This is a genomic window from Micromonospora mangrovicola (genome assembly GCF_047200535.1).
Taxonomy (GTDB): Bacteria; Actinomycetota; Actinomycetes; order Mycobacteriales; family Micromonosporaceae; genus Micromonospora.
The window spans coordinates 32366-57015 of record NZ_JBJZOG010000037.1 but is presented as its reverse complement, the minus strand read 5'-3'; the positions used below and the strand labels follow the sequence as shown (position 1 = coordinate 57015).

The window sequence follows — 24650 nt, the reverse complement described above, 5'->3', positions numbered from 1 at the left end:
GGCGGGGCCCCTGTCGACGCCGCTGGTGGTCAGCAGGGGGCCTGCTGGCCACCGGCGGTGAGCGCGGCGGCGAGCGCCGCCGGGTCGGCGTTGCCGCCGCTCACCACGGCGACCGTCCGGCCCGCGGGCAGTTCGTCGCGGTGGAACAGGCGGGCCGCCAGTGCGACCGCGCCGCTCGGCTCGGCCACCAGCCGGGCCCCGCGGACCAGCCGGCCCTGCGCCGCGGCGATCTCGCCCTCGGTGACCGTGACGATGCGGTCCAACCGCTCCCGCAGATGGGCGAGGGTCAGCGCGGACAGGTTGGTACGCAGCCCGTCCGCGCTGGTGCGGTAGGTCCGCTCGACGTCCCAGACCACCACCGCACCGGCGGCGAGGGAGTCCCGGGCATCGGCAGCCAGCTCCGGCTCGACCCCGATCAGCGTGGCGGACGGGCGCAGCGCCCGCACCGCGGTGGCCACGCCCGAGGAGAGCCCGCCACCACCCACCGGCACCAGCACCACGTCCACCTCGGGCAGGTCGGCGACGATCTCCAGCCCGATGGTGCCCTGCCCGGCGATGATGTGCGGGTGGTCGAAGGGCGGCACCAGCGCGGCCCCGGTGGCGGCGACGATCCGCTCCGCCTCGACCAGCCGGCGGGCCGGCGGGACGAGCCGCACCTCGGCGCCGAGCGCCCGGATCCGGTCCACCTTCACCTGCGGCGCGCCCTCGGGGACGACCACCGTGCAGGGTGCGCCGAAGGACCGGGCCGCGTAGGCGAGGGCCTGGCCGTGGTTGCCCGAGGAGTGGGTCACCACGCCCCGGGTCCGGGCGGCCGGGTCGAGCCGGGCCACCGCGTGGGTCGCCCCGCGCAGCTTGAACGACCCCACCGGCTGCAGATTCTCCGGCTTGAGCCACAGCTCCTCGTCCCAGAGCGTCGGTAGCAACGGGGTGCGCACGACCGTCCCGGCGATGTCTTCGGCGGCGACCCGGACGTCGACGATCGAGATCAGCTCCATTGCCCCATCCTGCCCGGCCCCGACCACCTCCGCCGCCCGCGCGGTACCAGGCCGGACCCGCTCCATGATCGTGCTCGATCCGGGAAACTGTCCGCGTGGAACGACACCACAGCCCTGATTGAGCGTGATCTTGCCGCGACCGGCCCTAGACTCCGCCGGATGAGCGAGGACGACCAGGCGTCGACGGACGCGGACGTACCGGCGGTGGAAGCGGAGGCAGGGGCGGCCCGGCGCGGGCCGACCTGGGTGATCCTCGCGGTGGTCGCCGCCGCCCTGCTGGTCTGCTGCTGCTCGGCAGTCCTCGGTCTCGGCCTGTCCTGGTCCGTCGGCCTCTTCGGTGGCCGCTGATCCGAGCCCGGCCCGCCGCGCCGTTGCTCCGTCCGCGAGATGCCGTATGTCGGGCCTCCCCCGACCCGGCAAGCCCCGGGATGCGGCAACTCGCCGACACCGCCCCCGGCCGGCCCGACACCGCCCCCGGCCGGCCCGACACCGCCCCCGGCTGGCCCGGCGCCGCCCCCGCCAGCCGACGGGGCGGGGTCAGCGTGGTGTGGGTTCGGCGCCGACCAGGGCGGCGGCGCCGCCGGTGCGGGCCATCCGCTGCCAGCGCAACCGGTTGCCGATCACCGCGGTGACCACCGACTGCACCACCACCAGGTACATCACCTGCCGGTAGACGAGCTGCTGGAGCGGCAGCGTCCATAGCGGACCGTACCGCTCCCGGTCCAGCCACAGCGCGTACGCGGCGGTGAACCCCTGCAGCAGGAGCAGTCCCACCCAGGCCAGCACGAGCGACGACCAGGGCAGGAAGAACAGCCCGTAGAGGGCGAAGACGTCGACGGCCGGCGCAGTCAGCGGCAGCAGGATCTGGAACACGGTCAGGTACGGCAGGCCCCGCCGGCCCAGCTTCCCGCCCGCCCCCGGCTCGCCCAGCGCATGCCGGTGCTTCCACATCGCCTGCATCGTGCCGTAGCACCAGCGGTACCGCTGCCGCCAGAGCTGGCGCAGCGAGGACGGCGCCTCGGTCCAGGCGATCGCGCCCTCCTCGTACACCACCCGCCAGCCGGCCCGGAGCACCTTCATGGTCAGGTCGGTGTCCTCGGCGAGCGTGTCGGCGGGCACGCCCGCCACGGCGAGCAGCACCTCGCGACGGAACGCACCGATCGCGCCGGGAATCGTCGGCATGCACTCGAGCACGTCGTACATCCGGCGGTCGAGGTTGAAGCCGATCACGTACTCCAGGTGCTGCCAGCGGCCGAGCAGCCCGCGCCGGTTGGCCACCTTGGTGTTGCCGCTGATCGCGCCGACGGTCGGGTCGGCGAAGCCCTGGACCAGCCGGTACACGGTGTCCGGCTGGAAGACGGTGTCCCCGTCGACCAGCACCAGCAGGTTCGCGCGGGCGGCCCGGATGCCGGCGTTCAACGCGGCCGGCTTGCCGGCGTTGGCCTGCCGGATGACACGTACCCCGCGCAGGCCCATCCGCTCGACGATGTCCGCGGTGCCGTCGCTGGACCCGTCATCGACCACGATCACCTCCAGCCTCGGATACCCGCTGGCGATCAGCGACCGCACGGTCGCGGCGATGTTCGCGGCCTCGTTGTACGCCGGCACGATCACCGAGACCGGCGCGCCCACCTCGGGTCGGCCGTGCGGTGGCCGGCGGACCCGGCGGACGTGCAGCTGGGCGCAGACCACCTGCACCACGAGCCGCGCCACGCCGAGCACCAGAGCCACGGCGAGCAGCAGGTTCATCGCCGAGGCCAGCCAGCCGGCCCCGGTCTGCCCCCAGCGCAGCGCGGTCCCGCTCAGCCGGGCGCCGGCGCCGGCCGGCAGCATCGATGCGGGCGCGCCGATCCCCTCCGACACGGTGGTGAACCGGTAGCCGGCCTGGCTGAGCCGGGGCAGCAGCTGCTCCAGCGCGGCCACGGTCTGGCCGCGGTCCCCGCCGCCGTCGTGCATCAGCACCACCGCGCCGGCCCCGCCCTGCGGGGTGGCCGCCCGGACGATGGCCGGTACGCCCGGGCGCTCCCAGTCCCGGGCGTCACGGTCGGCGAGCACCGCCACGTGGCCGCTGCCGGCGGCGTCGCGCAGCGCCCGGTACTGCGGCTCGGTCATGGTGGCCGTGGTCGAGGAGAAGGGGAGCCGGAGCAGGGTCACCTCGCGGCCGGTCACTCCGGCGATCGCGTTGCGGGTCCAGGAGAGTTCGGCGCCGGCCCGCCAGGCCGACACGGCGGCCAGGTCCGCGTGGGTGAAGGTGTGCGAGCCGATCTCGTGCCCGCCGGCGAGGATCCGCCGGACCAGCTCGGGATGCTCGTCCACCCGGGAACCGACCACGAAGAACGTGGCGTGCGCGTGGTACCGGCGGAGCACGTCGAGGATCTGCGGGGTCCAGCGCGGGTCGGGGCCGTCGTCGAAGGTGAGCGCCAGGGTACGCGGCGGCAGCTGCCGGGCGACGGGCGTCGGGCCGTCGAGCCGCAGCACCGGGCCGCCGGTGGTGAGCTGCTGGGGCGCGGCGAGGGCGGCGGCCGCGGACGGGCCGGAGCCGCCGCCGACGTGGGTGACCAGACCGTTGAAGCTCAGCGCCCCGAGCAGCACGAGCAGGCCGAGCAGGAGCAGGATCCAGTGGGCCCGGGGGTCGGGGCGGGCGACGTGTCTCGCCATGGTCAGGGCTTGCCCGGCGTCCTGCTGGGCTTGGCGGAGCTGCGGTGCTCGTCACCCTGACCCGGCGTGCTGGTGGACGGCTCCGGAGCCGGCGGCGTGGTGGTCCGGGTGGTCGAGCTGGTGCCGGTCGGTGCGGACGGCAGCGGAGCCGCCGTGCTGGTCGCCGGCGCGGGCCGGGGGCTCGGGCTGGCCTGCTCCCCGGGCAGGCCGGGAGCGTCGACCCCGGCCTCGATCGGCGGGTGGACCTTCGTCTCGGACCAGCCGGGGATCGGCACCGGGGAGCGGAAGAAGAGCCCCGCGAGGATCAGGCCGAGGCTGGTGAGCAGGCCGAGACCCATGGCCGTGCCAGCGATCACGGTGAGCCGGCGACGCCGGCCGGTCCGGTCGACGAAGACCGGCGGCACGCCGCCGGGCTGGTTCTGCATGCTGCTGGTCTCCCGCTGTTCCGTTCCGCACCGGCCGGTGAACCGGGCTCGGGAGGCCCAGTCATGGACCTCCCCGCTTCGACAGCGCCCGCGCCGGCCGCCCCGTCACATCAGGTCGTCCGCAGCTCCTCCAAGGTGGTGCTGGCGCGGAGGAAGAGCAGGCCGACACCGACGGTCGCGAGCACCGCGGCCAGCCCGCCGGCCGCGAACCAGCCGAGCTGCTCCCACGGTACGTCCGGCGTCACCGTCACCCTCGGGACCCACTCAGTCCGGGTGTACTGCGCCCGGGTCAGCGGGTCGCCGCAGAGCCGCTCTCCCGCGTCGCAGAACTCCTGCGAGTAGCCGCCGCCGCTGGGCGAGCCCCACACGCCGCGGACGAGCAGGTAACCGACGGTCAGCGCGAGGGCGATCGCGGGCAGCGCCGGAACGAGTGACTGCCAGAGCAGGGAACGACCGATCGTGCCGCGCGGCACCCCGGTGGCCACCAGTGCCGCATGGGCCCGCCGACGTGCGGTGATCCGCTCGACGACCGCCACCAACAGGCCGCCGGCCGCGATCGCCACGGCCACCGCGACCGTCAGGTCGACCAGTTCGAGCGCCCGCAGATAGAAGCCCTCCGGGGCGCCGAACCCGCCACCGGTCCGCCGGTGCAGCTCGCCCTCGGCGAGGAACTCGGCGCGCACGCCGGCCGTCCCCGCGCCGAAGATGAGCGCCGCCAGCAGCGCGGCGAAGGTCCGGCTGCCGGCCCACGGGTCGGCGGTCAGCCGGCGCGCCGCGAGCAGCACTGCGGGACGGCGGGCGTACCGGTGCAGCACCCGGCCGAGGGTGTAGGAGATCCAGCCGGTGCCGGCGACCACCCCGATCATGGCGGCCAGGCTGCCCAGGATCAGCAACGTCGGCAACAGCCAGGACGGCGGCTCGGCGAACCGGCGTTCGTACCAGAGCCCCACCGGTCGGAAGCTGGCGAACATGGCGAGCCCGACGAGGATCAGCAGGCCCGGCCACGGCCACGGCGCCCGGGTCCGGACCCGGCGGACCACGCCGAACGGGGTGGTGGTCACCCGACGCAGCAGCACGGCGCTGACCAGGGCCGCCACCAGCGGCAGCCCGACCACCACCGCCACCACCGCCACCGGGGCCGGGCGCACGTCGGTGGGCAGCGACAGCCGACCGTCGGGGCCGGGCCGGTGCAGCATCCGGCGGCCGACCAGGTGGAGCACCAGGCCGGTGCCGGTGCCGAGCAGGCCGGCCAGCCCGGTCTCCACGGCGGCGACCCAGGTGACCTGACCCGGCGTCGCCCCGGCCAGCCGGAACGCGGCCAGCCGCCGGTCCCGGGCCGGCGCGCCCAGCCGGGCGCACTGCCCGGCCAGCCCGAGCACCGGGACCATGAGCAGCAGCAACGCGATCGCCACACCCGGACGCAGACCCGGCTCCCGCAGCAGGGCGTTGGTGTACTGCACGGACTCGGCCCGAGCGTCCCCGGGCGGCTTGGCGACGGCCAGCACGGTCAGCGCGGCCAGCCCGGAGAGGGTGGCCAGGGCGGCGCTCAGCGCGGTCAGCGCGACCCGGGCGCCGTCCGTACGCGTGCCGGCCAGGGCCAGCCGGAGCAGGGCGCCCGGCCTCACCGGGGGCCGCCGGACAGCGGCGCGTCGAGGCCGAGGCCCGAGTGGTCGACCACCCCGTCGCGCAGGGTCACCTCGCGGTCGGCGTACCCGGCGATCCGCGGCTCGTGGGTGACCAGCACGACGGCTGTGCGCTGCTCCCGGGCGAGCCGGACCAGGTGGGTGAGCACCTGTTCGCCGGTGAGGGTGTCCAGCGCGCCGGTGGGCTCGTCGGCGAAGAGCACGCGGGGCTCGGTGATCAGGGCCCGGGCGGTGGCGCACCGCTGCTGCTGCCCGCCGGACATCTCGCCCGGCCGGGCGTCGGCGACCTCGGCCACGCCCAGCCGCTCCAGCCAGCCGAGCGCCGCCGTCCGCGCCTCTCGCCGCCCCGTGCCGGCGAGAAGCAGCGGAAGAGCGACGTTCTCCGCCGCGGTCAGCTCCGCGACCAGCTGGCCGAACTGGAAGAGCACTCCGAACTCGGTACGCCGCAGCCGCGACCGGGCCGCCTCCGACCACCCGTCGATCCGCTCGCCCCGCCAGGTGACCTGCCCGGCGTCGGGGCGGAGGATGCCGGCGAGACAGTGCAGCAGGGTGGATTTGCCGCAGCCGCTGGGCCCGGTGACGGCGACGATCTCCCCCTCCGCCACCTCGAGGGCCACGCCGCGCAGGGCGGGGGTCGGGCCGTACGACCGGACCACTCCACGCGCTTCCAGATACGTCACGAGTGCACCTCCCGGTGCCAGTCGGCGACCCGGTCCAGGGTGGTCTGCAGCCACCGGAGGTCGGCGTCGAGGTGGGCGATGGCGAAGTCGGCCGCGATCACGTCGTCGAGGCTGGCGGCGGGGGCGGTCTTCACCGCGGTCAGCTCGCGCAGCCGCGCGGTGTGCGCACCGCGCTGCGCGATCAGGTAGTCGCGGGCCCGGTCGACGTCGGCGACCAGCAACGCGACCACCACCTTGGCGAAGAGGGTGCTCGCCACGTACGGCATGGGCGGCTCGACGGTGGCGAGCCACCGGTCGAGGGTGACCCGTCCGTCGGTGGTGAGCGCGTAGGCGGTCCGGTCCGGGCCGCCCTCACGTTCCTGGCCGGCGGGGACGACGAGGCCGTCCCGCTGGAGGCGGGCGAGGGTGGCGTAAACCTGCCCGAAGGCGAGCGGGCGGGCCCGGGGCAGCCGCTCGTCGTGGGCGCGCTTCAGCTCGTAGCCGTGCCGGGCGCCCGACGCGAGCAGCCCCAGCAGGACGTGCGAAGTGGACACCCGGGCCACTATTCACTGAGCGAATAGCGGTGTCAAGAGCGGCCCGCGCGGCACCCGCGCGGGCCGGGAACGCTCAGGCGGTCCAGCCGGGGTCACGGCCCGTCCGGGCGAGCAGCTCGTCGAGCGGGGTGGCGTCCGCCCGGGTGGGTACCGGCGCACCGAAGGCACCCATCTGCTGGCCGGTCTCACCCATCCGGTCCATGAAACCGTGCCCCGCCGCCAGCACCGCCGGGTCGACCTCCAACCGCTGCCCGGTGGCCCGGGCCAGGTCCCAGCCGTGCACGGCGAGGTCGATCAGGGCCATCTCGCCGACCGTCTCCTGGGGCAGGCCCATGCCGGCCGAGACGCCCTCCAGCGCCGCCGGGTCCGACCACGCCTCGACCAGGCGTCCGGTCTCCGCCGCGAAGCGGTCCCGCCAGCCGTCGGTCAGGTGGTCGGTCTTGCCCGACCAGTCGACCTCCTGCCGCCGGGCCAGCGACTGGAAGTTGACCACCACGTCGTAGACGTGGCGGAGCAGATCGCGCACGGAGTAGTCGGGGCACGGGGTGGGCAGGTCGAGCTGCTCGTCGGGAATACCGCGGACCACCGCCACCGTCCGGGGCGCGGCGACGGCCAGCAGCTCACTAGTCTTCGTGCTCATAGGGCCAGCGTATGAGGGTGGTCTTGAAAAAATGCGACACGAACCACGGCGGGACAGCCGGGGGATCCTCGACCCCGACCGGCTGCGGCGGCAGGTCCGTTTCCGGCGCCGGCTGCCCGCACCGGCGCTGCGCCCGTACGTCGAGCACTACTGGCTGGCCGACTGGGCGCTCACGGAACCCTTCGACCAGCGGGTGGTCCCACACCCGGCGGTCAACGTGGTGTTCCAGGCGCAGCACGGCGAGCCGGAGATTGGCGAGATCGCCGGAGTCGGCCTCGGCCTGTTCACCGTCACCCTGCACGGCGTCGGCCGGGTCACCGGGGTGCAGTTCCGTCCCGGCGGCTTCCGCCCCTTCTGGCGCCGGTCGGTGGCCGAGCTGACCGGCCGACGCCGCCCGCTGGCCGCCGGGCCGCCGCCCCCCGGCACGCCGCCCACCGAGCCGTTCGCCGCCGGGCCGGTCTGCCCGGGCACCGACGACGAACGGTGCCGCCGGGTGGACGAGCTGCTCACCGCCTGGGGGCCGGCACCGGACCCGCTCGCCGCCGAGGCCACGGCACTGGTCGAGGAGATCCGGACCGACCGGAGCGTCCTGCGGGTGGACGAGTTCGCCGGCCGGCACGGCGTCTCCACCCGGCGGCTCCAACGCCTCTTCCTGGACCACGTCGGCGTCGGTCCGAAGTGGGTGATCCGGCGGTACCGGCTCCAGGAGGCGATCGAACAGGCCGCCGCCGGGCCGCTCGACTGGTCGCGGGTCGCCGCCGACCTGGGGTACGCCGACCAGGCGCACCTGGTCCGCGAGTTCACCACGGTGGCCGGGGTCTCCCCCGCCGCGTACGCCCGCTCGCTGGCCGCGCCCGACGAGCAGTGACGTGGCGTGACGGTCCTGCCGCGCCGAGGCACGCCCGGATCACCGGCGGCGGACGGCGACCACCGCGACGTCGTCGTGGATCTCGGGCGGCGCCAGCTCGACGAGCAGCCGCCGGCAGAAGAGGTCCAGGTCGTGCTCCACCCGGGCGGCGACCACGCTCAGCGCGGCCAACCCGTCATCGATGGTGGCGTCCCGGCGCTCGATCAGCCCGTCGGTGTAGAGGACCAGCGTGGCGCCGGCCGGCAGCACGAACTCCAGGTCCGGCGGTCGGGGGGCGCGCACCCCGAGCAGCGGGGCCGAGTGCTGGACGAACTCCACCCGACCGTCGTGGCTGATCAGGGCCGGCAGGTGCCCCGCGCTGGCCAGCCGGATCAGCCCGCTGCCGGGATGCAGCAGCAGCAGGCAGAGCGTGGCCTGCTCGCTGGGGAGCAGGGTGCGCATCAGCTCGTTGACGCGCTCCAGGATCGCCCCGGGCTGGTGCCCCTCCACCGCGTACGCCCGCACCGCGTGCCGCAGCTCGGCCATCACGGTCGCGGCGTGCAACGAGTGACCAGCCACGTCGCCGACCGCCACCAGCAGGTGCCCGTCGAGCATCACCAGCTCGTAGAAGTCGCCCCCCACCTCGGTCTGGGCACTCGCCGGCTCGTACCGGACGGCCAGGTCGAGGCCGGTGATCTCGGGCAGCCGGCGGGGCAGCAGGCTGCGCTGGAGGGTGACCGCGATCCGGTGCTCCTCGTCGAAGGAGCGCTGCGCCTCCACGGCCGAGGCGACGGCCTGGGAGAGCTGCACCAGCACCGGGGTACGGACCATCTGGGTGGCGGTCGGCACCACCACGTAGAGCGGTGCCCGGTCCTCGCGCAGCCGGGCGGCGGCCACCGTGACCGTGTCACCGGCCGGCCACTCGACCAGACCCCAGCTGCCCGGTTCGTCGACCCGGACGGTGGAGCCGGTCGGCACCCCCGCGTCGTCCACCGCCCACGGCACCACCGCCGGCGCGGCGTCCGGGCCGGTGGCCACCCCGGCCAGGCAGTCCCCGTCGAAGGTCTCCGCGACCACCGCCGCCGGGCTGCGGAAGATCTGCGCGGCACCGGACGCCGCCGCCTCCAGCAGCCGGACGAAGTTCGATGCGGCGTGCATCTCGACGGTGGCGTCGGCCAACGCGGCCAGCCGTTCGGCGAGCAGCTCCGCCCGCCGCCGGGCCTGGTAGTAGCGGAGCACCGCGTGGGCGGTGGCGACCAGTTCCTCCGGCTCGATCGGCTCGGCCAGGTAGGCGTCCGCGCCCCGGGTGAGCCCCTGCGCCCGGTCCCCCACGTCGATCGCGTGCGCCGAGACGTGGATGACCGGCGTCACCGGGTGGGCATCCTTGATCCGTTCGCAGACCTCGAAGCCGCTCATGTCGGGCAGCCGGACGTCGAGCACCACCAGGTCGATCTGGTCGTTGGCCACCAGGGCCAGCGCCTCCGCACCGTTCTCCGCCTCGACGGTCGTGAAGCCGGCCCGGGTCAACCAGTTGACCAGCAGGTACCGCTTGGTACGACTGTCGTCGACCACCAACACGGTCGCCGCGCCGCCCTCCACGGTCAGGCTCCGTCCAGTGGGAGGAGGACCGTGAACGTGCTGCCCCGACCCGGCTCGCTGGACAGCTCCAGCGTCCCGCCCAGCAGCGTCACCAGCCGCCGCGCGTACGGCAGGCCGAGGCCGGTGCCGCCGACCCGGGTCGTGCCCGGCACCTGGTAGAACTCCTCGAAGATCCGTTCCTGCAGCTCGGTCGGGATGCCGGCGCCGGTGTCGGAGACCGACAGCGACCAGCGGTCGTCGCGGCGTTCCGCGCGCAGTCGCACCTCGCCCCGCTCGGTGAACTTCAGGCCGTTGTGCAGCAGATTGCGCAGCACCTGGGCGAGCAGCACCTCGTCGGAGCGGACCGTCGCGGGAGCCGGCGGCTCCTCCACCACCAGCTCGACCTCGGACTTGGTGGCCAATGCCCGCAGGGTGCCCCGGAGCTGCCCGAAAAGGCCGCGCAGGTCCACCTCGGCCCAGTTCGGCTCGATCCGGCCCGACTCGGCCTTGGCCAGGTCGAGCAGTTCGTTGACCAGGTTGAGCAGGTCGGACGCCGAGGACCGGATCAGACCCACCTGCCGGGCCTGCTCGGCGGTGAGCGGGTCGGAGGCGGAGTCGGCCAGCAGCCGGCCCAACCCGATGATCGCGGTGACCGGGGCGCGCAGCTCGTGGCTCACGTTGGCCAGGAACCGGCTCTTCGACTCGCTGGCCGCACGGAGCTGGGCGGACTTCTCGTCCAGCTCCGCGTAGAGGGCCACCACGCCCCGGTTGGTCTCCTCCAGCTCCTCGGTGAGCTGGTTGTAGAGCGCCATCACGCCGCGATTGGTCTCCTGGAGCTCCGAGTTGAGCACCTCCAGCTCGTCGCGCTGGCTGCGCACCTCGTCCAGGGCGGCGATGAGCTGCGCGTTCTGGGCAGCCAACTCGTCCAGGGCGGTACCCGGAGCGCTGCTGGCAAGCTCGACGCGAAGCTCGGCGAGGCGCTCCGGTGTCGGCACGGGCGCGTTCGCCGGGAGACGTCGGGACATCCTCACGACGCTATCCTCCCCTCGCGGCACGACGCCCAGCATGTCCACCAGACGCGCCACCGCGCCGGACTGCGGCTCGTACCGGCCGTCGGACAGTGGGCGCACGGGAAGCAACTCCACCAGGAGCACGGACCGGCCGGACAGCGGGTCGCCGTCGAGCACGAAGGTGACGTCCGCGCCGTCGACCGAGCGCAGCAGGTCCCGGGCCACCTCGCTCAGCGCGGTGGCGACGCGTACCTGATCCTGGTGTTCCAGCCCGACGGCGGCGGCCACCTCCCGTCCGCGCTGCCGCACCAGGAAGATGTCCTGTTCCACCCGGAGTGCGAGGTGGAGCAGCGGCTCCGACGGGTACGGGCCGGTCATGGCCCCACCCGGGCGACCAGGACGCAGGCGTCGTCGCGGCGGATCCCGGCGTCCCGGAGCAGGGTCGCCGCCGCCACCAGGGGCGCACGCCCGCCGATGCCGGGGTAGTCGTCGAGGTCCCAGCGGTCGACCACGCCGTCGCTGTGCATGACCAGGGTCGCCCCGGGCGGGAACGGGTAGTCGTACTCGCGCACCACTGGACGCTGGTGGCCGGCGATGCCGGGCAGCGACACCAGGCCCCGACGCCGTTCGCCCGTCGCCACGATCATGGATGCGATGTTGCCGAGCCCCGCGTAGCGGAGCAAGCCGGACGCGCGATCCAGTTCGGCCACGGCCAGCGCGGCCCCTCTGGTGTACGAGATGGCGCGGTGCAGGTGCTGCACCACGCTGCCCGGCGGCCCGGCCGGTGCGGCCCCGAACGCGCTGACCGCGGCTCCGCTGGCCGCAGCCGCGAGCGGCCCGTGTCCGAGGCCGTCGCAGAGCAGCACCTGGTGCCGGCCCTCCACCACCCGGACCGCGTACCCGTCCCCGCTGACCTGCTCGCCCGTGATCGGCCGGGTCAGCCCGCCGGCCCAGTCCGGCTCCGTCGGCGGCCCGTCCCAGACCTGGACGGCCAGCACCGTGCCCCGCCCCGGCAGCGAGTACCCGTCGAACCAGCTCGTCTGCCGGACGATGGCGCCGAGGCCGATGCCCAGGGTGCCGGTGGTGGAGTGCCCGTCGACGGAGGACAGGGCGAGGTCGGCCATGCCGGGGCCGGAGTCGATCGCCACCAGCTCCACCCCGGCCCGGCCGGCGCGGCGCACCGGCCGGAGCAGCAGCGAGCCCTCCTGCGCGTGCTTGACCAGGTTGCTGGTCAGCTCGGCGGTGACGATGGCCAGGTCGGCGACCCGCTGGGGGCCGAGCTCGAGCTGCTGGCCGAGACGCTCGGCGGCCCGGCGTACGCCGCTGGCGCCGCCACCGCTCTCCATCCGGAACCACAGGCCGTGGTCGGCGACCACGTCCTCGCTCATCGGGACCACTTGGTGATGGTGACCCGGGTGCCCTCGCCGACGGTGGTCCGGATGTCGAAATCGTCGACCAGCCGGCGCGCGCCGCTCAGCCCGAGTCCGAGGCCACCGCCGGTGGTGTAGCCGTCGGTGAGGGCCAGGTCGAGGTCGGGAATGCCCGGGCCCTCGTCAACGAAGACGATGCGGATCCCGCGCCGGAGACCGTCGACCGCGGCCACCTCGGCGGTGCCCCCACCGCCGTAGATCAACGTGTTCCGCGCCAGCTCGCTCGCGGCGGTGACCAGCTTGGTCTGGTCGACCAGCGAGAGCTCGGCCGCGACCGCGGCGGTACGCACCAGCTGCCGTACCCGGACGACGTCCTCGTCGCTACGGATCGCCTGGATCGCCGGTACGCCCAGGTCGACGCCCGCCGTCATGACGTGGCCGTCGTCTCGGTGTCCTCGTCGCCGTCGGCCTCGTCCCACTCGTCCCGCGCCGTCGCGACCAGCTCCATGCCGCGTTCGACGTTGAGCGCGGTACGGATGCCGTTGAGCGACAGACCCAGCTCGACCAGGGTGATGGCGACGGCGGGACGCATGCCGACCACCACCGTCTCGGCGTCGAGCACCTTGGAGATGGACGCGATGGTGGAGAGCATCCGGCCGACGAACGAGTCGACGATGTCCAGCGCCGTGATGTCGATGATCACGCCGTGGCTGCCGGTGGCGACGATCCGCTCGGCCAGGTCCTCCTGCAACTGGATCGCAGTCTGGTCGGACATGTCGACCTGGATGGAGACCAGCAGAATGTCACCGATCTTGAGGATCGGCACCCGGTCCATCAGCCCTCCCGGCGGGGACGGCGGGAGGTGGTCTCGACGCCGGTCAGCCGCAGCACGTGGCGCAGCGCGTCGGCGAGGCTCGCCTTGGTGGCGATGTCGCCGAACTCGATACCGAGGGCGACGATGGTCTGGGCGATCTGCGGCCGGATGCCGGAGATGATGCAGTCGGCACCCATCAGCCGGGCGGCCACCACGGTCTTGAGGATGTGCTGGGCGACCTGGGTGTCCACCGCCGGCACGCCGGTGATGTCGATGATCGCGTACGGCGAGCTGGTGTCGACCAGGGTCTGGAGCAGCCGCTCCATCACCACCTGGGCGCGGGCCGAGTCGAGCGTGCCGACCAGCGGGACGGCGACCACGCCCTCCCAGAGCTTCACCACCGGGGTGGAGAGCTCCAGGAGTTGCTCCGCCTGATCGGCGATCAGGCTCTCCCGGGTGCGGACGAAGCTCTCGAAGGTGAACAGGCCCATCTGGTCGAGCAGTGAGGTGAAGGCCAGGAAGTCGCGGAGGGTCTGCGTGTCCCGGGTCTCCTCCATCAGTTCGAGCAGGGCGTCCTTGAGGGCGAAGACGCTGATCGCGGTCTCGGTGGCGCTGAAGCCCTGCCGGGCCCGGTTCCGGGACAGCTCGGCCAGCACGGCGCGCAGCTCGCCGCCGTGTTCGTCGGCCAGGTCGGTCAGCCCGCTCCCCAGCGCGTCGATCATGCTACGGTGCAGCTCGCCGATCTGGCGGGCGAGTTCCGCCTGGCTGAGCCGGCCGCGCAGCGAGGCCGCGACGATCTCCGTCCAGCGTACGGTCAGCCGATCGGCGTGCTCAGTCAGCAGCCGGGCGAGCCGACCGCTCGATTCGGCGCTCAGCGCCATGGTGACCTCCCTGAACTCTGGACGGGCGGACTCTATCACCGGGCCCCACGCCTTACTTGTCACGCGGCAAAGACATGATCGTGGGCACCCGTGTCGGCTCCCGTTCTGCATACCACCCGGTTCGTGGGATACCGTTCCACCGAACACAGGAGGTCGGCGAATGTCCTTGACGGTGCACACGGAACAGCGCGGCGACGTGGTCGTCGTGTCGGTCGCGGGCGAGCTGGACATGGCGACGGCACCACAGTTGCAGGACCAGATCACTGATCTGCTGGACAAGGGGCGTAACCGCCTCGTCTTCGACCTGGCGGACGTGTCGTTCTGCGACTCGACCGGGCTGTCGGTGTTCGTGCGCGCCAAGAACAGCTGCGACGAGGCCGGCGGCGTGGTCCGGCTGGCCGCCCCGCAGCGCGGTGTCCTGCGCATCCTTGAGGTCAGTGGCCTGGTCGAGGTGCTGCACACCTATCCGACGGTGGAGCAGGCGGTCGCGGGCGACCCCACGCCGGCCTCCTCCTGACCGTCCCCTTCAGCGCTCGTCCTCGATGTGCCGGGGACGAGCGATCATCATGCCCGCGGCCGTCTGCACGGCGAGCGCCACCAGCAGGAAGCCGAGCGGCGCGGTCCAGCCCCCGGTCGCCTCGTAGAGGATGCCGACCAGCAGCGGGCCGAGCGCCGCGATGACGTACCCGGTGCTCTGCGCGAAGGCGGAGAGGGCCACCGTGCCCTCGGCGGTCCGGGCGCGCAGCCCGATCGTCGTCAGGATCAGCGGGAACGCGCCCTGGCCGAGGGCGAGCAGCAGCACCCAGAGCGGCGCCGGGCCGTGCGGCGCGACGGCGAGGCCGAGGTACGCGGCCGTGGAGAAGGCGGTCAGCGCGAGCACCAGCGGCCGCAGCGTGCCCAGCCGGCCGGCCAGCGTCGGCATGACCAGCGCCACCGGCACGCCGAGTGCGGTCACCCCGGCGAGCAGCAGACCGGCGGTCTGGGCGGAGTAGCCGGCGTCCCGGAAGAGCTGGGCCAGCCAGCCCATGATCGCGTACCCGCTGAGCGACTGCGCCCCGAAGTAGAGCGCCATGGCCCGGCCGAGCCCGGTCCGGCCGGGGCGCACCCGGGCCGGGGCGGCGGGGGCCGCCGTCGCGGTCGCCGTCCGCCGGGCCGCGCGGGCCCGCAGCGCCGGCGGCACCCACGGGAGTACGGCCACCGCGGCCAGCCCGGCCCAGACGCCCAGCCCGGCCCGCCAGGTGCCGAAGGCGTGCGCCACCGGCACCGCCGAGGCGGAGGCCACCGTCGTGCCCACGGTCAGCGCCATCGTGTACGCCCCGGTGACCAGTCCGGTGCGGTGCGGGAAGTGCTGCTTGACCAGCATCGGCAGCAGGATGTTCGCCACCGCGATGCCGGCCAGGGCGAGCGCGCTGGTGAGCACGAACACCGCCGCCGAGTCGGTGGCCACCCGGAGCACCTGCCCGACGGTGAGGGCGAGCATCGCCAGCACCAGCAGCCGGGCGGCCGCCCAGCGGCGGACCAGCCACGGCGTGAGCGCGCCGAGTCCGGCGAAGGCGATGGTGGGCAGCGTGGTGACGAATCCGGCCATCGCGCCGGAGAGCCCCAGCCCGCCGCGTACCTCGTCGAGCAGCGCGCCGAGGCTGGTCACCGCGGCGCGCAGGTTCAGCGCGACCAGCAGCATCCCGACCAGCACCAGCGCGCCACCCGGGACCGGGGCGACCGGTCGGGCCGGCGCGGCGGCGGGGGCCGGGCCGGGGGTCACGTCGGTGGTCGGCGTGACGGTCGACGCATCGGCGGCGGGGGCCTCGGTGCACGTGGGTGGCGGCGTCATGACCTCGAACCTACAATCATGGGATGAATTTCGGCAGGAGTTGTAACCGGTGACACCCCCCGTCGATTCCGTCGTCGTGCCGCCGCGCGGCCACCGGGTACGCCAGACGATCGAGCAGCTCCGGGCCCGGATCCTCGGCGGCGAGTGGCCGGTGGGCGGGCGGATCCCGACCGAGCCGCAGCTCGTCGCCGCGCTCGGGGTCGGACGGAACACGGTCCGCGAGGCGGTCCGCGCGCTGGTGCACGCCGGGGTGCTGGAGTGCCGGCAGGGCTCCGGGACGTACGTGGTCTCGACCGACGAGCTGGCCCCGGTGGTGGCCCGCCGGCTCACCGACGACCGGATGGCCGAGGTGATCGAGGTGCGGCGCGCCTTCGAGGTGGAGGCGGCCCGGCTCGCCGCGCTGCGGCGTACCCCGGCGGATCTGGCGGCGCTCGACGGCGCGCTCGCCGCCCGGGAGGCCGCCTGGCGCTCCGGCCGGGTGGACGACTTCGTCGAGGCGGACGCGGCGCTGCACACCGCGGTGGTGGCCGCCGCGCACAACGCCATGCTCGCCGAGCTGTACGCCTCGGTCGGTGTCGCGCTGCGCAGCACCGTGGCGCAGGCGATGGGCGACGCGCTGGAACCCGAGCGGTACGTCGACCACGGCCGGCTGGTCGAGGCGATCCGGGCCGGCGACCCGACCCGGGCGGCGATCGAGGCCGGCGCTTTCCTGGAGGCCCCGTCCGGGGCATAGGTTGTCCCCGACGGAGATACCGGACAGCACGGGAGAGCGGATGCTCAAGGGCTTCAAAGACTTCATCATGCGCGGAAACGTCGTCGACCTGGCGGTCGGTGTCGTCATCGGCGCCGCGTTCACCGGCGTGGTCACGGCTTTCACCAACTCGTTCCTCAAGCCGACCATCAAGCTGGTCGGCGGCGGCGAGGATCAGTTCGCCGGAGCTTGGGAGATCAGCAAGGGCAACTTCATGGACTGGGCCGCGTTCATCAACGCGGCCATCACCTTCCTGCTCACCGCAGCGGTGCTCTACTTTCTGGTCGTCTATCCGATGAACAGGCTCGCCGAGCGCCGTCGGCGCGGCGAGGAGCCGCCGCCGAAGGCCCCGAGCGAGGAGATCAAGCTGCTCACCGAGATCCGGGACGCGCTGCTGGCCGGCAACCAGGCCACGCCGGCCCAGCGGAGCGCGCTGGACGACGCGCTGGGCCGGCGACCGGAGCCGCCCGCCGCGCGCTGAGGCAGCCGGCACGAGACGGCCCCATGGGAATCCCGTGGGGGCCGTCCCGTGTCGAACACATGTTCGATAGAGTCCCGCCATGGAGCAGCGCAGGCACTGGTGGAACGGGAAATGGGGGCGGCTGGCCCGGCGGGACGTCTTCCTCCGGGTGGACGGCGACCGCTGGCACGTCGAGCAGCGCGCCGGCGGCGCCGAGGGGGTTTCCCGGTTCTACGAGTACGGCAGCGCGGACGAGGCGGAGGACACGGTGCGGGCGCTGCTGGAAGGGTCGGACACCTGGCGCGAGCTCTCCCCCCGCCCGCCGGGCGGGTGGGCCCCGCCCGTTTAGCGCGGGGGCGGTCCGGGAACCGCGCCTGCATGAGCCAGCGCGGTACGCAGCAGCAGGGGACCATCTCCCGGGTCACCACCGGCATGCGGGTGGTCGACTCCACCGGCGCCGAGGTCGGCACCGTGGATCTCGTCCAGCGCGGCGACCCGACGGCGGTGACCGTGCAGGCCCCGGCCGGGGTCGACCCGGGCAGCAGCCTGGACGAGCTGATCGAGTCGGCGGCGGTCGAGGAGCCGGACGTCCCCGCCGACCTGGCCGCCCGGCTGCTGCGCACCGGCTACCTGAAGGTCGCCGCCGAGTGGGCCCGCACCGGTGCGGTCTACGTGCTGGCCGACCGGATCGCCGCCGTCACCGACGACGCGGTCCGCCTCGACGTCCCCGCCGCGGAGCTGCCCGAGGAGGAGTGACCGCCGAAACCGGATGACCCGCACAGATTGCGGCATGCCGGCGCATCCCGGGGCGGCGAAGCCCCCGGATACCGCAGGGGGAGTCGATCACCGACGGGATCCGGCCAGGTCGGGCTCGGCCTCCCGCGCCGGGGGCGCGGGGGTGGCAGCCGCCGGGCGGCGGCGGAAGAGCAGGAGCATCAGCCAGCCGGCGACCAGCCCCCAGAACGCCCCGCCGACGCCGAGCAGGCTCACCCCGGCGGCGGTGACCACGAAGGTGACCACCGCGGCCTCCCGGGCGTCCGGCTCGGCGACGGCTGCCGAGACCGCCCCGGCGAGCGCGCCGAGCAGCGCGAGCCCGGCCACCGCCTCGACCAGGATCGGCGGGGAGAGCAGCACCAGGGCGGTCGCCACGCCGGCACCGAGGCCGAGCAGCGCCATGCCGATCCCGGCGGTGACCGAGGCGATCCAGCGTCGGTCCGGGTCGGGGTGGGCGTCCGGGCCGGCGGCCAGCGCGGCGGTGATCGCGGCCAGGTTCACCGCGTGCCCGCCGGCCGGCGCGCCGAGCGCGGTGGCGAGCCCGGTCACCCGGAGCGCGGAGCCGAGCGGCGGCCGGTAGCCGTAGCCGGCGAGCACGGCCGCCCCGGGCACGTTCTGCGCGGCCATGGTGACCAGGAAGAGCGGCAGCGCGAGCCCGATGACGGCGGGCACGGTCCAGGTCGGCGCGGTCAGCGCGACGGTCGGCGCGAGGTGGGTCCGGGCCGGCGCGGACGCGGTGAGCGCGATGGCCACCGCCGCCACGGCCAGCGCGCCGGGCACGGCCCAGCGGCGCGCGAAACGGTGCAGCACGAGCCAGGCGAGCACCACGGGCCCGGCCAGCCGGGGCACCTCGACCAGGGCCCGGACGGGCGCGGTGCAGAGCGGCAGCAGCACTCCGGCGAGCATGGCGCTGGCGATCGGGCCGGGGATCGCGGCGACCGCCCGGCCGAGCGCCGGGATCAGCCCGGCGGCGGCGATCAGCACGCCGGTGATGAGGAACGCGCCGACGGCCGCCGGCCAGCCGCCGGGCACCGGGCCGGTGGCCACGAGCAACGCGGCGCCCGGAGTGGACCAGGCGATGGCGAGCGGCAGTCGGTGCCGCAGCCCGAGCCAGACGGCGCAGCAGCCGGTGGCGAGACAGAGTACGAGCAGACCGGAGGCCGCCTGCGCCTGGTCCGCGCCGACCGCCCGCAGCCCGGCGAGGACGACCGTGAACGAGCTGGCGAAGCCGACCAGGGCGGTGATCACACCGGCCAGCACGGGTTGGAGTCGCCCGGGCATGCCACACCTCCGTCCATCGTTCCGTTTACGGAACGACATTGTGTAGCACCATAGCCCCCATGGCAGCAGCCCCACCAGCCGGTGACCACACTGCGGAAGAGGTCGGCCGGCGGATCCGCGCCCTCCGCGAGGAGCGGGGCCTGTCCCTCTCCGCGCTGGCCCGCCGGGCCGGCGTGGGAAAGGCCACCCTCTCCGGACTGGAGAACGGCACCCGCAACCCGACCCTGGAGACCCTGTACGCGGTCACCGCGCAGCTCGGGGTGCCACTCACCGCCGTCCTCGCCGCGCCGGCCGGGACGCCGAGCGTACGGGGCGTCGCGGTGGACGCCACCCTGCTGGAGGTGTTCACCGACACCGACGCGACGTACGAGCTGTACCGGATGCGGGTCAGCCCCGGCCCCTCGCAGCTCTCCCCCGCGCACCAGGCCGGGGTGACCGAGCACGTCACGGTCTTCGCCGGGGTGCTCCGCGCCGGGCCGGCGGACGCCCCGATGACCGCCGGGCCGGGCGAGTACCTGCGGTGGACCTCGGACGTTCCGCACAGCTACGCCGCCGTCGGCGACGAGCCGGTCCGGGCCAGCCTGCTGCTCCGCTACCCGCGTGCCTGACCATCATGGACAGCGGCGATGGACCGGAAAACGTGGATCTTTCCTCCGCCATACCCGGTGTATAGAGACGAGGGTGGGGTCTTCTTGGCAAGCTTGACCCCATGACGCTGATCCTCCGCTCGGCCATCCTCAACGACGTCGGCCTCGTCCGGACCAACAACGAGGACTCCGCCCTCGCCGGTGACCGCCTCGTGGCGGTGGCCGACGGCATGGGCGGCCTCCCCGCCGGCGAGGTGGCGAGCGAGATCGTCATCCGGATCCTGGACGAGTTGGCCCCGCCCACCGTCCCCGACGAGGCCGCCGACGCGCTGCGCGCCGTGGTGAGCACCGCCAACCAGCGCATCCGCGCCGCCATCTCCGTGGACCCGGCCCGCGACGGCATGGGTACGACGCTCACCACCGGCCTGCTCGCCGGCGACACCCTGGTTCTCGCCCAGGTCGGCGACTCCCGCTGCTACCTGCTGCGGGACAACGAGCTGACCCAGCTCACCCGGGACGACACCTTCGTGCAGGCGCTGGTCGACCAGGGCGCGCTCTCCCCCGACCAGGCCCGCCACCACCCGCAGCGCTCCCTGGTCACCCGCGCCGTGCAGGGCTCGGACGCGCCACCGGCCGTCGGTGTGCTCACCGTGTTCCCCGGCGACCGGCTGCTGCTGTGCAGCGACGGCCTCTCCGACTACGTGGAGGACGCGGCCATCGCCTCGGCGCTGGCGACGTACCAGGACCGGCAGCACTGCGGCGAGCAGCTGGTGAAGCTCGCCCACCAGGCCGGCGCGCCGGACAACGTCACGGTGGTCGTCTCCGACGTCACCGAGGCCTGACCCCCGGGTGGCGGCCCGTGGCATTCCGGGCCATTCCCCGGAGCAACTAGGTAGTTGTGCCATCTAGTTGGCGTCGCTACTCTTCGGCGCGTGGAGATCGAGCGGCGGGGTCAGTGGTTGCGCGGAGTGCTCGACCTCTGCGTACTCGGTCTGTTGCGCGACCGCGAGTCGTACGGCTACGAACTGGCCCAGTCGCTCGACGCGGCCGGCATCGGCCCGATCCAGGGCGGCACCCTCTACCCGGTGCTGCTGCGCCTGCAACGCGCCGGCCTGATCACCGCGCAGTGGCGCGAGGGGACCGGCGGCCCGGCCCGCAAGTACTACCAGATCACCGACAGCGGACGGGCCGCCCTGAGCCGGGGCGGCCACGACTGGAAGACCTTCGTGGCGCCGGTGACCGCCATCGTGACGGGAGGAATCGACGGGTGAACGCCGACCAGTGGCTGCACGCGTTCGCGGCCGAACTGCACCGGCGCCGGGTGGCGACCGAGGACATCCGGCACGTGGTGGCCGAGACCGCCAGCCACCTGCGGGACGGCGGTGGCGACCCGTGGGCGGTGTTCGGCGCGCCGGACCGGTACGCCGCGGTCATCGCCGACAGCGTCGGCATCCGCCCGGCGCCTTGCCCCGGCCCGGTCCGGCTGCACGCCGAAGGCATCACCAAGCGGTACGGCCGGCGCACCGTGCTGCGGAACGCCGGGCTGACCGTCCGGGCCGGACAGATCGCCGCGATCGTCGGGGCCAACGGCTGCGGCAAGAGCACCTTCCTGCGGATCTGCGCCGGCCTGGACTCCCCGGACGACGGGCAGGTGACCGTCGCCGGCCGGCTGGGCTACTGCCCCCAGCAGGGCGGCACCGTGGACTTCCTCCTCCCGGACGAGCATTTCGTGCTGGTCGGGGCGGGCCGCGGCCTGGCCCGGGCAACGGCCCGCCGGGCCGGACGGACCGCCGCCCGTCAGCTCGGCTGGGAGCCCGACGAGCCGGTCCTCGCCCGGCGGCTGTCGGGCGGCACCCGGCAGAAGCTCAACCTCACGCTGTCCACCCTGAGCGAGCCCGACGTGCTGCTGCTCGACGAGCCGTACCAGGGCTTCGACCGGGGCACCTACGTCAACTTCTGGGACGAGTTGTCGCGGCTGCGCGACGAGGGCCGGGCGATCGTCGTGGTGACCCACCTGCTCAACCAGCTCGACCGGGTCGACCTGGTCCTCGACCTGACCCCCGCCGTACCGGGAGGCCGTCCGTGAACCAGCTGCTGACCGTCGCCGAGATGACGTTGCGGGAGCTGCTGCGCCGCCGGGGCGTACTCCTGCTGCTGCTCCTCATGCCGCTCGCCTTCTACCTGATCCGCCGGGACGCCTACGTCGGGCAGTCCGTCCGCGCGTTGCTGCTCGGCATCAGCTGGGCGGTGAGCACCGCCGCGCTCTTCGCCACCGGCGCGGCCCGCGACCTGGAGCCGCGACTGCGGCTCGCCGGCTACCGGGCCCACCACCTCTGGCTCGGCCGGATGCTCGGGCTCTGGGTGGTCGGGCTGGCCATCGCCGTACCCTTCTTCGCCCTCATCGCTGTCGACGGGCCGGACCTGCGGTACGGCGGCGTGGCCGGGGCGATGCTCTGCGCCGTCGCGGTGGCCGCGCCGTTCGGCATGCTGATCGGCGCGGTGCTGCCCCGCGAGCTGGAAGGGACGCTGCTGCTGCTGACCGTGGTGGCGGTGCAGATGCTGATCGACCCGGCAGGTTCCGGTGCCCGGCTCACCCCGTTCTGGTCGAGCCGGGAGATCGTCACCTGGGCGGTCGACCACACCGACGACGGCTACCTGACCCGGGGCGTGCTGCACGCCGTCGCGGTGACCACCCTGCTGATCCTGGCGGTGGCGGGCGCGTCCACCGCGCGGCTACGCCGACGCCGCCACCTACGGCGCCTGCCGGTGACCTGACGGCCGATTCCGGTTGCGCGGGCCGGCGGGCCGCGTTGGGATGGACTGATGCTCATCCGCCGGCTGGCCGCCGAGGAACGCCTCACCACCACCTTCCCGCTCCAGGCGTACGCCTTCGAGGCGTCACCGATGGCGGCGTCCCGGGTCGACGAGTTCCGCAAGTACCTGCCGTACAACGCGGGCAACCGGACGCTGGTGGTCGAGGAGGACGGCGCCGTGGCGGCCGCCGCCACGGCGATCCCGATGCGGCAGAACCTGCGCGGCAGCGTGCTGCCGATGGCCGGGGTGGCCGGCGTGGCGACCCATCCGCTGGCGCGCCGGCGCGGCCACGTCCGCAACCTGCTGCACCGGCTCCTCGACGAGCTGCGCGACGAGGGCCACGCGCTGACCGCACTCCACCCCTTCCGCGCCTCCTTCTACGAGCGCTTCGGGTACGTCGGGCTACCCCGCCCGCGTACCGCGACCTTCTCCCCGGCCGACCTGGCCCCGCTGCTCCGCGCCGAACTGCCCGGCGAGGTGACGTGGGAGCGGATCGGTGCCGGCTACCCGACCTGGCGTGCGTACACCGAGCGCTGCCTGCGCGAGCGGCACGGGTTCGCGATCTTCCCCGACTTCCGCGCGGTCGCCCAGCGGGACCGGGACGACCGCTGGCTGCTCGCCGCCGTGCGCGGCGGCGGCACCGTCGGCGCGGTCACCTACCGGATCGACGACCACGGCGGCACGCTGCTCGCGGACGACCTGCTCGCCGACGACCCGTACGCCCGGGCGTCGCTGCTGCAGTTCTTCGCCCGGCACGTCGACCAGGTGGAGCGGGTCAGCGTCCAGCTGCCCGCCGACGAGCTGCCCGAGCTGTGGCTCACCGACCTCGCGGTGCACGTCGAGGCCCGGGTGTCCCGGCCGGGCTCACCCGCTCCGATGGCCCGGCTGCTGAGCCTGGACGCGCTCACCGACCTGCCGACCGACGCCGGGCGGGTCCGCGTCGAGCTGGTCGGCGACCGCTGGCTGGCCGGCAGCCACCTGCTCGACGGCGCCAGCGGGAAGCTGGAGGTGCTGCCGGGGGACAGCGCCGCGGTGGGCAGCGTGCCGACCGCGACGCTCACCGCCGCCGGGCTCTCCGCCCTGGCGTACGGGGTGCTCGACCCGGCTGACGTCGTCGTCCGGGGACTCGGGGACGTGCCGGCGGACGCGGCGGTCCAGCTGCGCCGGCTCTTCCCCCGTGAGCTGCCGTACCTCTTCGCCGATTTCTGACCCTGTTTCCGCTTCGCGGGCGCGGGTAGGGTGCTGCGCGTGCCGGAATGGTTGCAAGCGGGACTCTGGGGCCTGCTGGCCGGGTCGGCCCTGCTGATCGGGGCGGTCGCCGGGTTCTTCGCCCGGGTGCCGCGCCGGGTCATCGCGTCGGTGATGGCGTTCGGCGCGGGTGTGCTGCTCTCCGCCGTGTTTTTCGAGCTGATCGCCGAGGCGCACGAGCAGGCTGGGCTGGCGCCGGTCGCGATCGGGGCGGCGGTCGGGGCGCTCGCGTACACCGGGGCGAACGTCCTGCTGGCCCGTCGGGGCGCCCGACATCGCAAGCGTTCCGGCGACGAGCAGCCGTCCGAACAGGAGCAACCCGGCTCGGGGACGGCCATCGCGGTCGGCGCGCTGCTGGACGGCGTACCGGAGTCGGTGGTGATCGGGGCGAGCCTGCTGGCCGGCGGGCCGGTCAGCCTGGTCACGGTGATCGCGGTCTTCCTCAGCAACGTGCCGGAGGGGCTGTCCAGCGCCGCCGGCATGCGTCAGGCCAACCGCACCCGGCGGTACGTCTTCCTGCTCTGGACGACGATCGCCGTGGTCAGCGGCGTGGCGGCACTGGCCGGGTACACGCTGCTCGGCGGTGCCCCACCCGAGGTGCTGGCCACCATCACCGCGCTGGCGGCCGGCGCGATCCTCGCGATGATCACCGACACCATGGTCCCGGAGGCGTTCGAGGATGCGCACCTGCTGGTCGGCCTGATCACCGTCCTCGGCTTCCTGACCGCCTTCGCCCTCTCCCACGCCTGACTCCCATCCTCACCCCGCCCCCCACCCGCCCCACGTCGCGGGGCTTAGCGGGGGGTTAAGGATTCGGTGGGAGGTCGTGC

29 protein-coding genes are annotated in these 24650 nt (G+C 74.2%); 14 read left to right on the top strand and 15 right to left on the bottom strand.

Translation table 11 applies throughout. From position 1 onward, the window contains the following. Positions 1 to 29 precede the first annotated feature (29 nt). A complete protein-coding gene (locus ACL02O_RS17130; protein WP_412819078.1) occupies positions 30 to 995 on the bottom strand; it encodes a threonine ammonia-lyase in 966 nt (321 codons plus the stop codon). 159 nt (positions 996 to 1154) lie between these two features. Here ACL02O_RS17130 and ACL02O_RS17125 point away from each other — a divergent pair, with 159 nt between their 5' ends. Beyond that, positions 1155 to 1343 (top strand): hypothetical protein, encoded by a 189-nt coding sequence (locus ACL02O_RS17125; protein ID WP_412819077.1) that lies wholly within the window; start codon positions 1155 to 1157, stop codon positions 1341 to 1343. 189 nt (positions 1344 to 1532) lie between these two features. Here the strand turns inward: ACL02O_RS17125 and ACL02O_RS17120 are convergent, their stop codons facing one another. From ACL02O_RS17120 to ACL02O_RS17095, 6 genes are all read right to left on the bottom strand, one after another. Next, positions 1533 to 3653, bottom strand: coding sequence for a bifunctional polysaccharide deacetylase/glycosyltransferase family 2 protein (locus ACL02O_RS17120; RefSeq protein ID WP_412819076.1), 2121 nt, complete (start codon positions 3651 to 3653; stop codon positions 1533 to 1535). Positions 3654 to 3655: 2 nt separating this feature from the next. Beyond that, the gene (locus tag ACL02O_RS17115; RefSeq protein ID WP_412819075.1) at positions 3656 to 4078 is read right to left on the bottom strand and encodes a hypothetical protein; all 423 of its coding nucleotides are present in this window, start codon (positions 4076 to 4078) and stop codon (positions 3656 to 3658) included. Positions 4079 to 4188: 110 nt separating this feature from the next. After that, complete coding sequence (locus tag ACL02O_RS17110; RefSeq protein WP_412819074.1) at positions 4189 to 5703, bottom strand: FtsX-like permease family protein; 1515 nt, start codon at positions 5701 to 5703, stop codon at positions 4189 to 4191. Further along, complete coding sequence (locus ACL02O_RS17105; protein WP_412819073.1) at positions 5700 to 6401, bottom strand: ABC transporter ATP-binding protein; 702 nt, start codon at positions 6399 to 6401, stop codon at positions 5700 to 5702. Before ACL02O_RS17105 ends, ACL02O_RS17110 begins: the two co-directional genes overlap by 4 nt. Beyond that, a complete protein-coding gene (locus ACL02O_RS17100; protein ID WP_412819072.1) occupies positions 6398 to 6934 on the bottom strand; it encodes a PadR family transcriptional regulator in 537 nt (178 codons plus the stop codon). Before ACL02O_RS17100 ends, ACL02O_RS17105 begins: the two co-directional genes overlap by 4 nt. Positions 6935 to 7007: 73 nt before the next feature. Next, positions 7008 to 7574, bottom strand: coding sequence for a TIGR03086 family metal-binding protein (locus ACL02O_RS17095; protein ID WP_412819071.1), 567 nt, complete (start codon positions 7572 to 7574; stop codon positions 7008 to 7010). A gap of 31 nt (positions 7575 to 7605) precedes the next feature. Between ACL02O_RS17095 and ACL02O_RS17090 the strand changes: the two genes are divergently transcribed. Beyond that, positions 7606 to 8442, top strand: a complete 837-nt coding sequence (locus ACL02O_RS17090; RefSeq protein ID WP_412819070.1) for a DUF6597 domain-containing transcriptional factor — start codon at positions 7606 to 7608, stop codon at positions 8440 to 8442. Positions 8443 to 8481: 39 nt separating this feature from the next. On the opposite strand, the gene ACL02O_RS17085 is transcribed toward ACL02O_RS17090, so the two are convergent. Genes ACL02O_RS17085 through ACL02O_RS17060 form a run of 6 tightly spaced genes read right to left on the bottom strand, consistent with a single transcriptional unit; the run spans position 8482 to position 14074 of the window. Next, positions 8482 to 10020 carry a SpoIIE family protein phosphatase gene (locus ACL02O_RS17085; RefSeq protein ID WP_412819069.1) on the bottom strand — a complete coding sequence of 513 codons (1539 nt, stop codon included), beginning with the start codon at positions 10018 to 10020 and terminating at the stop codon, positions 8482 to 8484. Positions 10021 to 10022: 2 nt separating this feature from the next. Then, positions 10023 to 11387, bottom strand: coding sequence for an ATP-binding protein (locus ACL02O_RS17080; RefSeq protein ID WP_412819068.1), 1365 nt, complete (start codon positions 11385 to 11387; stop codon positions 10023 to 10025). Then, positions 11384 to 12397, bottom strand: coding sequence for a SpoIIE family protein phosphatase (locus ACL02O_RS17075; protein WP_412819067.1), 1014 nt, complete (start codon positions 12395 to 12397; stop codon positions 11384 to 11386). The genes ACL02O_RS17080 and ACL02O_RS17075 overlap by 4 nt, the downstream gene beginning before the upstream one ends. Continuing rightward, entirely contained in the window at positions 12394 to 12810 is a 417-nt protein-coding gene (locus tag ACL02O_RS17070) for an ATP-binding protein (protein WP_412819066.1), read from the bottom strand. Before ACL02O_RS17070 ends, ACL02O_RS17075 begins: the two co-directional genes overlap by 4 nt. After that, on the bottom strand, positions 12807 to 13214 hold the full coding sequence (locus ACL02O_RS17065) for an STAS domain-containing protein (RefSeq protein ID WP_412819065.1): 408 nt from the start codon (positions 13212 to 13214) through the stop codon (positions 12807 to 12809). The genes ACL02O_RS17070 and ACL02O_RS17065 overlap by 4 nt, the downstream gene beginning before the upstream one ends. Further along, on the bottom strand, positions 13214 to 14074 hold the full coding sequence (locus tag ACL02O_RS17060) for an STAS domain-containing protein (RefSeq protein ID WP_412819064.1): 861 nt from the start codon (positions 14072 to 14074) through the stop codon (positions 13214 to 13216). The genes ACL02O_RS17065 and ACL02O_RS17060 overlap by 1 nt, the downstream gene beginning before the upstream one ends. Before the next feature lie 160 nt (positions 14075 to 14234). On the opposite strand from ACL02O_RS17060, the gene ACL02O_RS17055 reads away from it, so the two are divergent. Next, positions 14235 to 14591 carry an STAS domain-containing protein gene (locus ACL02O_RS17055; RefSeq protein WP_109947682.1) on the top strand — a complete coding sequence of 119 codons (357 nt, stop codon included), beginning with the start codon at positions 14235 to 14237 and terminating at the stop codon, positions 14589 to 14591. Positions 14592 to 14600: 9 nt separating this feature from the next. Here ACL02O_RS17055 and ACL02O_RS17050 read toward each other — a convergent pair whose 3' ends face one another. Continuing rightward, positions 14601 to 15755 (bottom strand): MFS transporter, encoded by a 1155-nt coding sequence (locus ACL02O_RS17050; RefSeq protein WP_412819083.1) that lies wholly within the window; start codon positions 15753 to 15755, stop codon positions 14601 to 14603. 199 nt (positions 15756 to 15954) lie between these two features. On the opposite strand from ACL02O_RS17050, the gene ACL02O_RS17045 reads away from it, so the two are divergent. From ACL02O_RS17045 to ACL02O_RS17030, 4 genes are all read left to right on the top strand, one after another. Next, the gene (locus tag ACL02O_RS17045) at positions 15955 to 16638 is read left to right on the top strand and encodes a FadR/GntR family transcriptional regulator (protein ID WP_412819063.1); all 684 of its coding nucleotides are present in this window, start codon (positions 15955 to 15957) and stop codon (positions 16636 to 16638) included. A gap of 40 nt (positions 16639 to 16678) precedes the next feature. Then, positions 16679 to 17137, top strand: coding sequence for a large conductance mechanosensitive channel protein MscL (mscL, locus tag ACL02O_RS17040; RefSeq protein ID WP_412819062.1), 459 nt, complete (start codon positions 16679 to 16681; stop codon positions 17135 to 17137). Positions 17138 to 17216: 79 nt separating this feature from the next. After that, positions 17217 to 17465 carry a hypothetical protein gene (locus tag ACL02O_RS17035; RefSeq protein WP_412819061.1) on the top strand — a complete coding sequence of 83 codons (249 nt, stop codon included), beginning with the start codon at positions 17217 to 17219 and terminating at the stop codon, positions 17463 to 17465. 29 nt (positions 17466 to 17494) lie between these two features. Beyond that, on the top strand, positions 17495 to 17872 hold the full coding sequence (locus ACL02O_RS17030) for a hypothetical protein (protein WP_412819060.1): 378 nt from the start codon (positions 17495 to 17497) through the stop codon (positions 17870 to 17872). A gap of 87 nt (positions 17873 to 17959) precedes the next feature. Here the strand turns inward: ACL02O_RS17030 and ACL02O_RS17025 are convergent, their stop codons facing one another. Further along, entirely contained in the window at positions 17960 to 19171 is a 1212-nt protein-coding gene (locus ACL02O_RS17025; protein ID WP_412819059.1) for a benzoate/H(+) symporter BenE family transporter, read from the bottom strand. A gap of 59 nt (positions 19172 to 19230) precedes the next feature. On the opposite strand from ACL02O_RS17025, the gene ACL02O_RS17020 reads away from it, so the two are divergent. From ACL02O_RS17020 to ACL02O_RS16990, 7 genes are all read left to right on the top strand, one after another. After that, entirely contained in the window at positions 19231 to 19779 is a 549-nt protein-coding gene (locus ACL02O_RS17020; RefSeq protein WP_412819058.1) for a helix-turn-helix domain-containing protein, read from the top strand. A gap of 101 nt (positions 19780 to 19880) precedes the next feature. After that, entirely contained in the window at positions 19881 to 20600 is a 720-nt protein-coding gene (locus tag ACL02O_RS17015) for a PP2C family protein-serine/threonine phosphatase (RefSeq protein ID WP_412819057.1), read from the top strand. Between the two features lie 90 nt (positions 20601 to 20690). Continuing rightward, a complete protein-coding gene (locus ACL02O_RS17010; protein WP_412819056.1) occupies positions 20691 to 21029 on the top strand; it encodes a PadR family transcriptional regulator in 339 nt (112 codons plus the stop codon). Continuing rightward, positions 21026 to 21844 carry an ATP-binding cassette domain-containing protein gene (locus ACL02O_RS17005; RefSeq protein WP_412819055.1) on the top strand — a complete coding sequence of 273 codons (819 nt, stop codon included), beginning with the start codon at positions 21026 to 21028 and terminating at the stop codon, positions 21842 to 21844. The genes ACL02O_RS17010 and ACL02O_RS17005 overlap by 4 nt, the downstream gene beginning before the upstream one ends. Further along, on the top strand, positions 21841 to 22533 hold the full coding sequence (locus ACL02O_RS17000) for an ABC transporter permease (RefSeq protein ID WP_412819054.1): 693 nt from the start codon (positions 21841 to 21843) through the stop codon (positions 22531 to 22533). Before ACL02O_RS17005 ends, ACL02O_RS17000 begins: the two co-directional genes overlap by 4 nt. A gap of 48 nt (positions 22534 to 22581) precedes the next feature. Continuing rightward, complete coding sequence (locus ACL02O_RS16995; protein ID WP_412819053.1) at positions 22582 to 23781, top strand: GNAT family N-acetyltransferase; 1200 nt, start codon at positions 22582 to 22584, stop codon at positions 23779 to 23781. 39 nt (positions 23782 to 23820) lie between these two features. Further along, on the top strand, positions 23821 to 24570 hold the full coding sequence (locus ACL02O_RS16990; protein ID WP_412819052.1) for a ZIP family metal transporter: 750 nt from the start codon (positions 23821 to 23823) through the stop codon (positions 24568 to 24570). Positions 24571 to 24650: the final 80 nt, after the last annotated feature.

Coding starts and splice junctions, on each gene's coding strand:
- ACL02O_RS17055 (WP_109947682.1), top strand. CDS start 14,235: ATGTCCTTGACGGTGCACACGGAACAGCGCGGCGACGTGGTCGTCGTG.
- ACL02O_RS17130 (WP_412819078.1), bottom strand. CDS start 995: ATGGAGCTGATCTCGATCGTCGACGTCCGGGTCGCCGCCGAAGACATC.
- ACL02O_RS17095 (WP_412819071.1), bottom strand. CDS start 7,574: ATGAGCACGAAGACTAGTGAGCTGCTGGCCGTCGCCGCGCCCCGGACG.
- ACL02O_RS17075 (WP_412819067.1), bottom strand. CDS start 12,397: ATGAGCGAGGACGTGGTCGCCGACCACGGCCTGTGGTTCCGGATGGAG.
- ACL02O_RS17065 (WP_412819065.1), bottom strand. CDS start 13,214: ATGGACCGGGTGCCGATCCTCAAGATCGGTGACATTCTGCTGGTCTCC.
- ACL02O_RS17050 (WP_412819083.1), bottom strand. CDS start 15,755: ATGCTGCTGGTCGCGCTGAACCTGCGCGCCGCGGTGACCAGCCTCGGC.
- ACL02O_RS17025 (WP_412819059.1), bottom strand. CDS start 19,171: ATGCCCGGGCGACTCCAACCCGTGCTGGCCGGTGTGATCACCGCCCTG.
- ACL02O_RS17115 (WP_412819075.1), bottom strand. CDS start 4,078: ATGCAGAACCAGCCCGGCGGCGTGCCGCCGGTCTTCGTCGACCGGACC.
- mscL (WP_412819062.1), top strand. CDS start 16,679: ATGCTCAAGGGCTTCAAAGACTTCATCATGCGCGGAAACGTCGTCGAC.
- ACL02O_RS17035 (WP_412819061.1), top strand. CDS start 17,217: ATGGAGCAGCGCAGGCACTGGTGGAACGGGAAATGGGGGCGGCTGGCC.
- ACL02O_RS17060 (WP_412819064.1), bottom strand. CDS start 14,074: ATGGCGCTGAGCGCCGAATCGAGCGGTCGGCTCGCCCGGCTGCTGACT.
- ACL02O_RS17030 (WP_412819060.1), top strand. CDS start 17,495: ATGAGCCAGCGCGGTACGCAGCAGCAGGGGACCATCTCCCGGGTCACC.
- ACL02O_RS17015 (WP_412819057.1), top strand. CDS start 19,881: ATGACGCTGATCCTCCGCTCGGCCATCCTCAACGACGTCGGCCTCGTC.
- ACL02O_RS17120 (WP_412819076.1), bottom strand. CDS start 3,653: ATGGCGAGACACGTCGCCCGCCCCGACCCCCGGGCCCACTGGATCCTG.
- ACL02O_RS17070 (WP_412819066.1), bottom strand. CDS start 12,810: ATGACGGCGGGCGTCGACCTGGGCGTACCGGCGATCCAGGCGATCCGT.
- ACL02O_RS17125 (WP_412819077.1), top strand. CDS start 1,155: ATGAGCGAGGACGACCAGGCGTCGACGGACGCGGACGTACCGGCGGTG.
- ACL02O_RS16995 (WP_412819053.1), top strand. CDS start 22,582: ATGCTCATCCGCCGGCTGGCCGCCGAGGAACGCCTCACCACCACCTTC.
- ACL02O_RS17080 (WP_412819068.1), bottom strand. CDS start 11,387: ATGACCGGCCCGTACCCGTCGGAGCCGCTGCTCCACCTCGCACTCCGG.
- ACL02O_RS17020 (WP_412819058.1), top strand. CDS start 19,231: ATGGCAGCAGCCCCACCAGCCGGTGACCACACTGCGGAAGAGGTCGGC.
- ACL02O_RS17090 (WP_412819070.1), top strand. CDS start 7,606: ATGCGACACGAACCACGGCGGGACAGCCGGGGGATCCTCGACCCCGAC.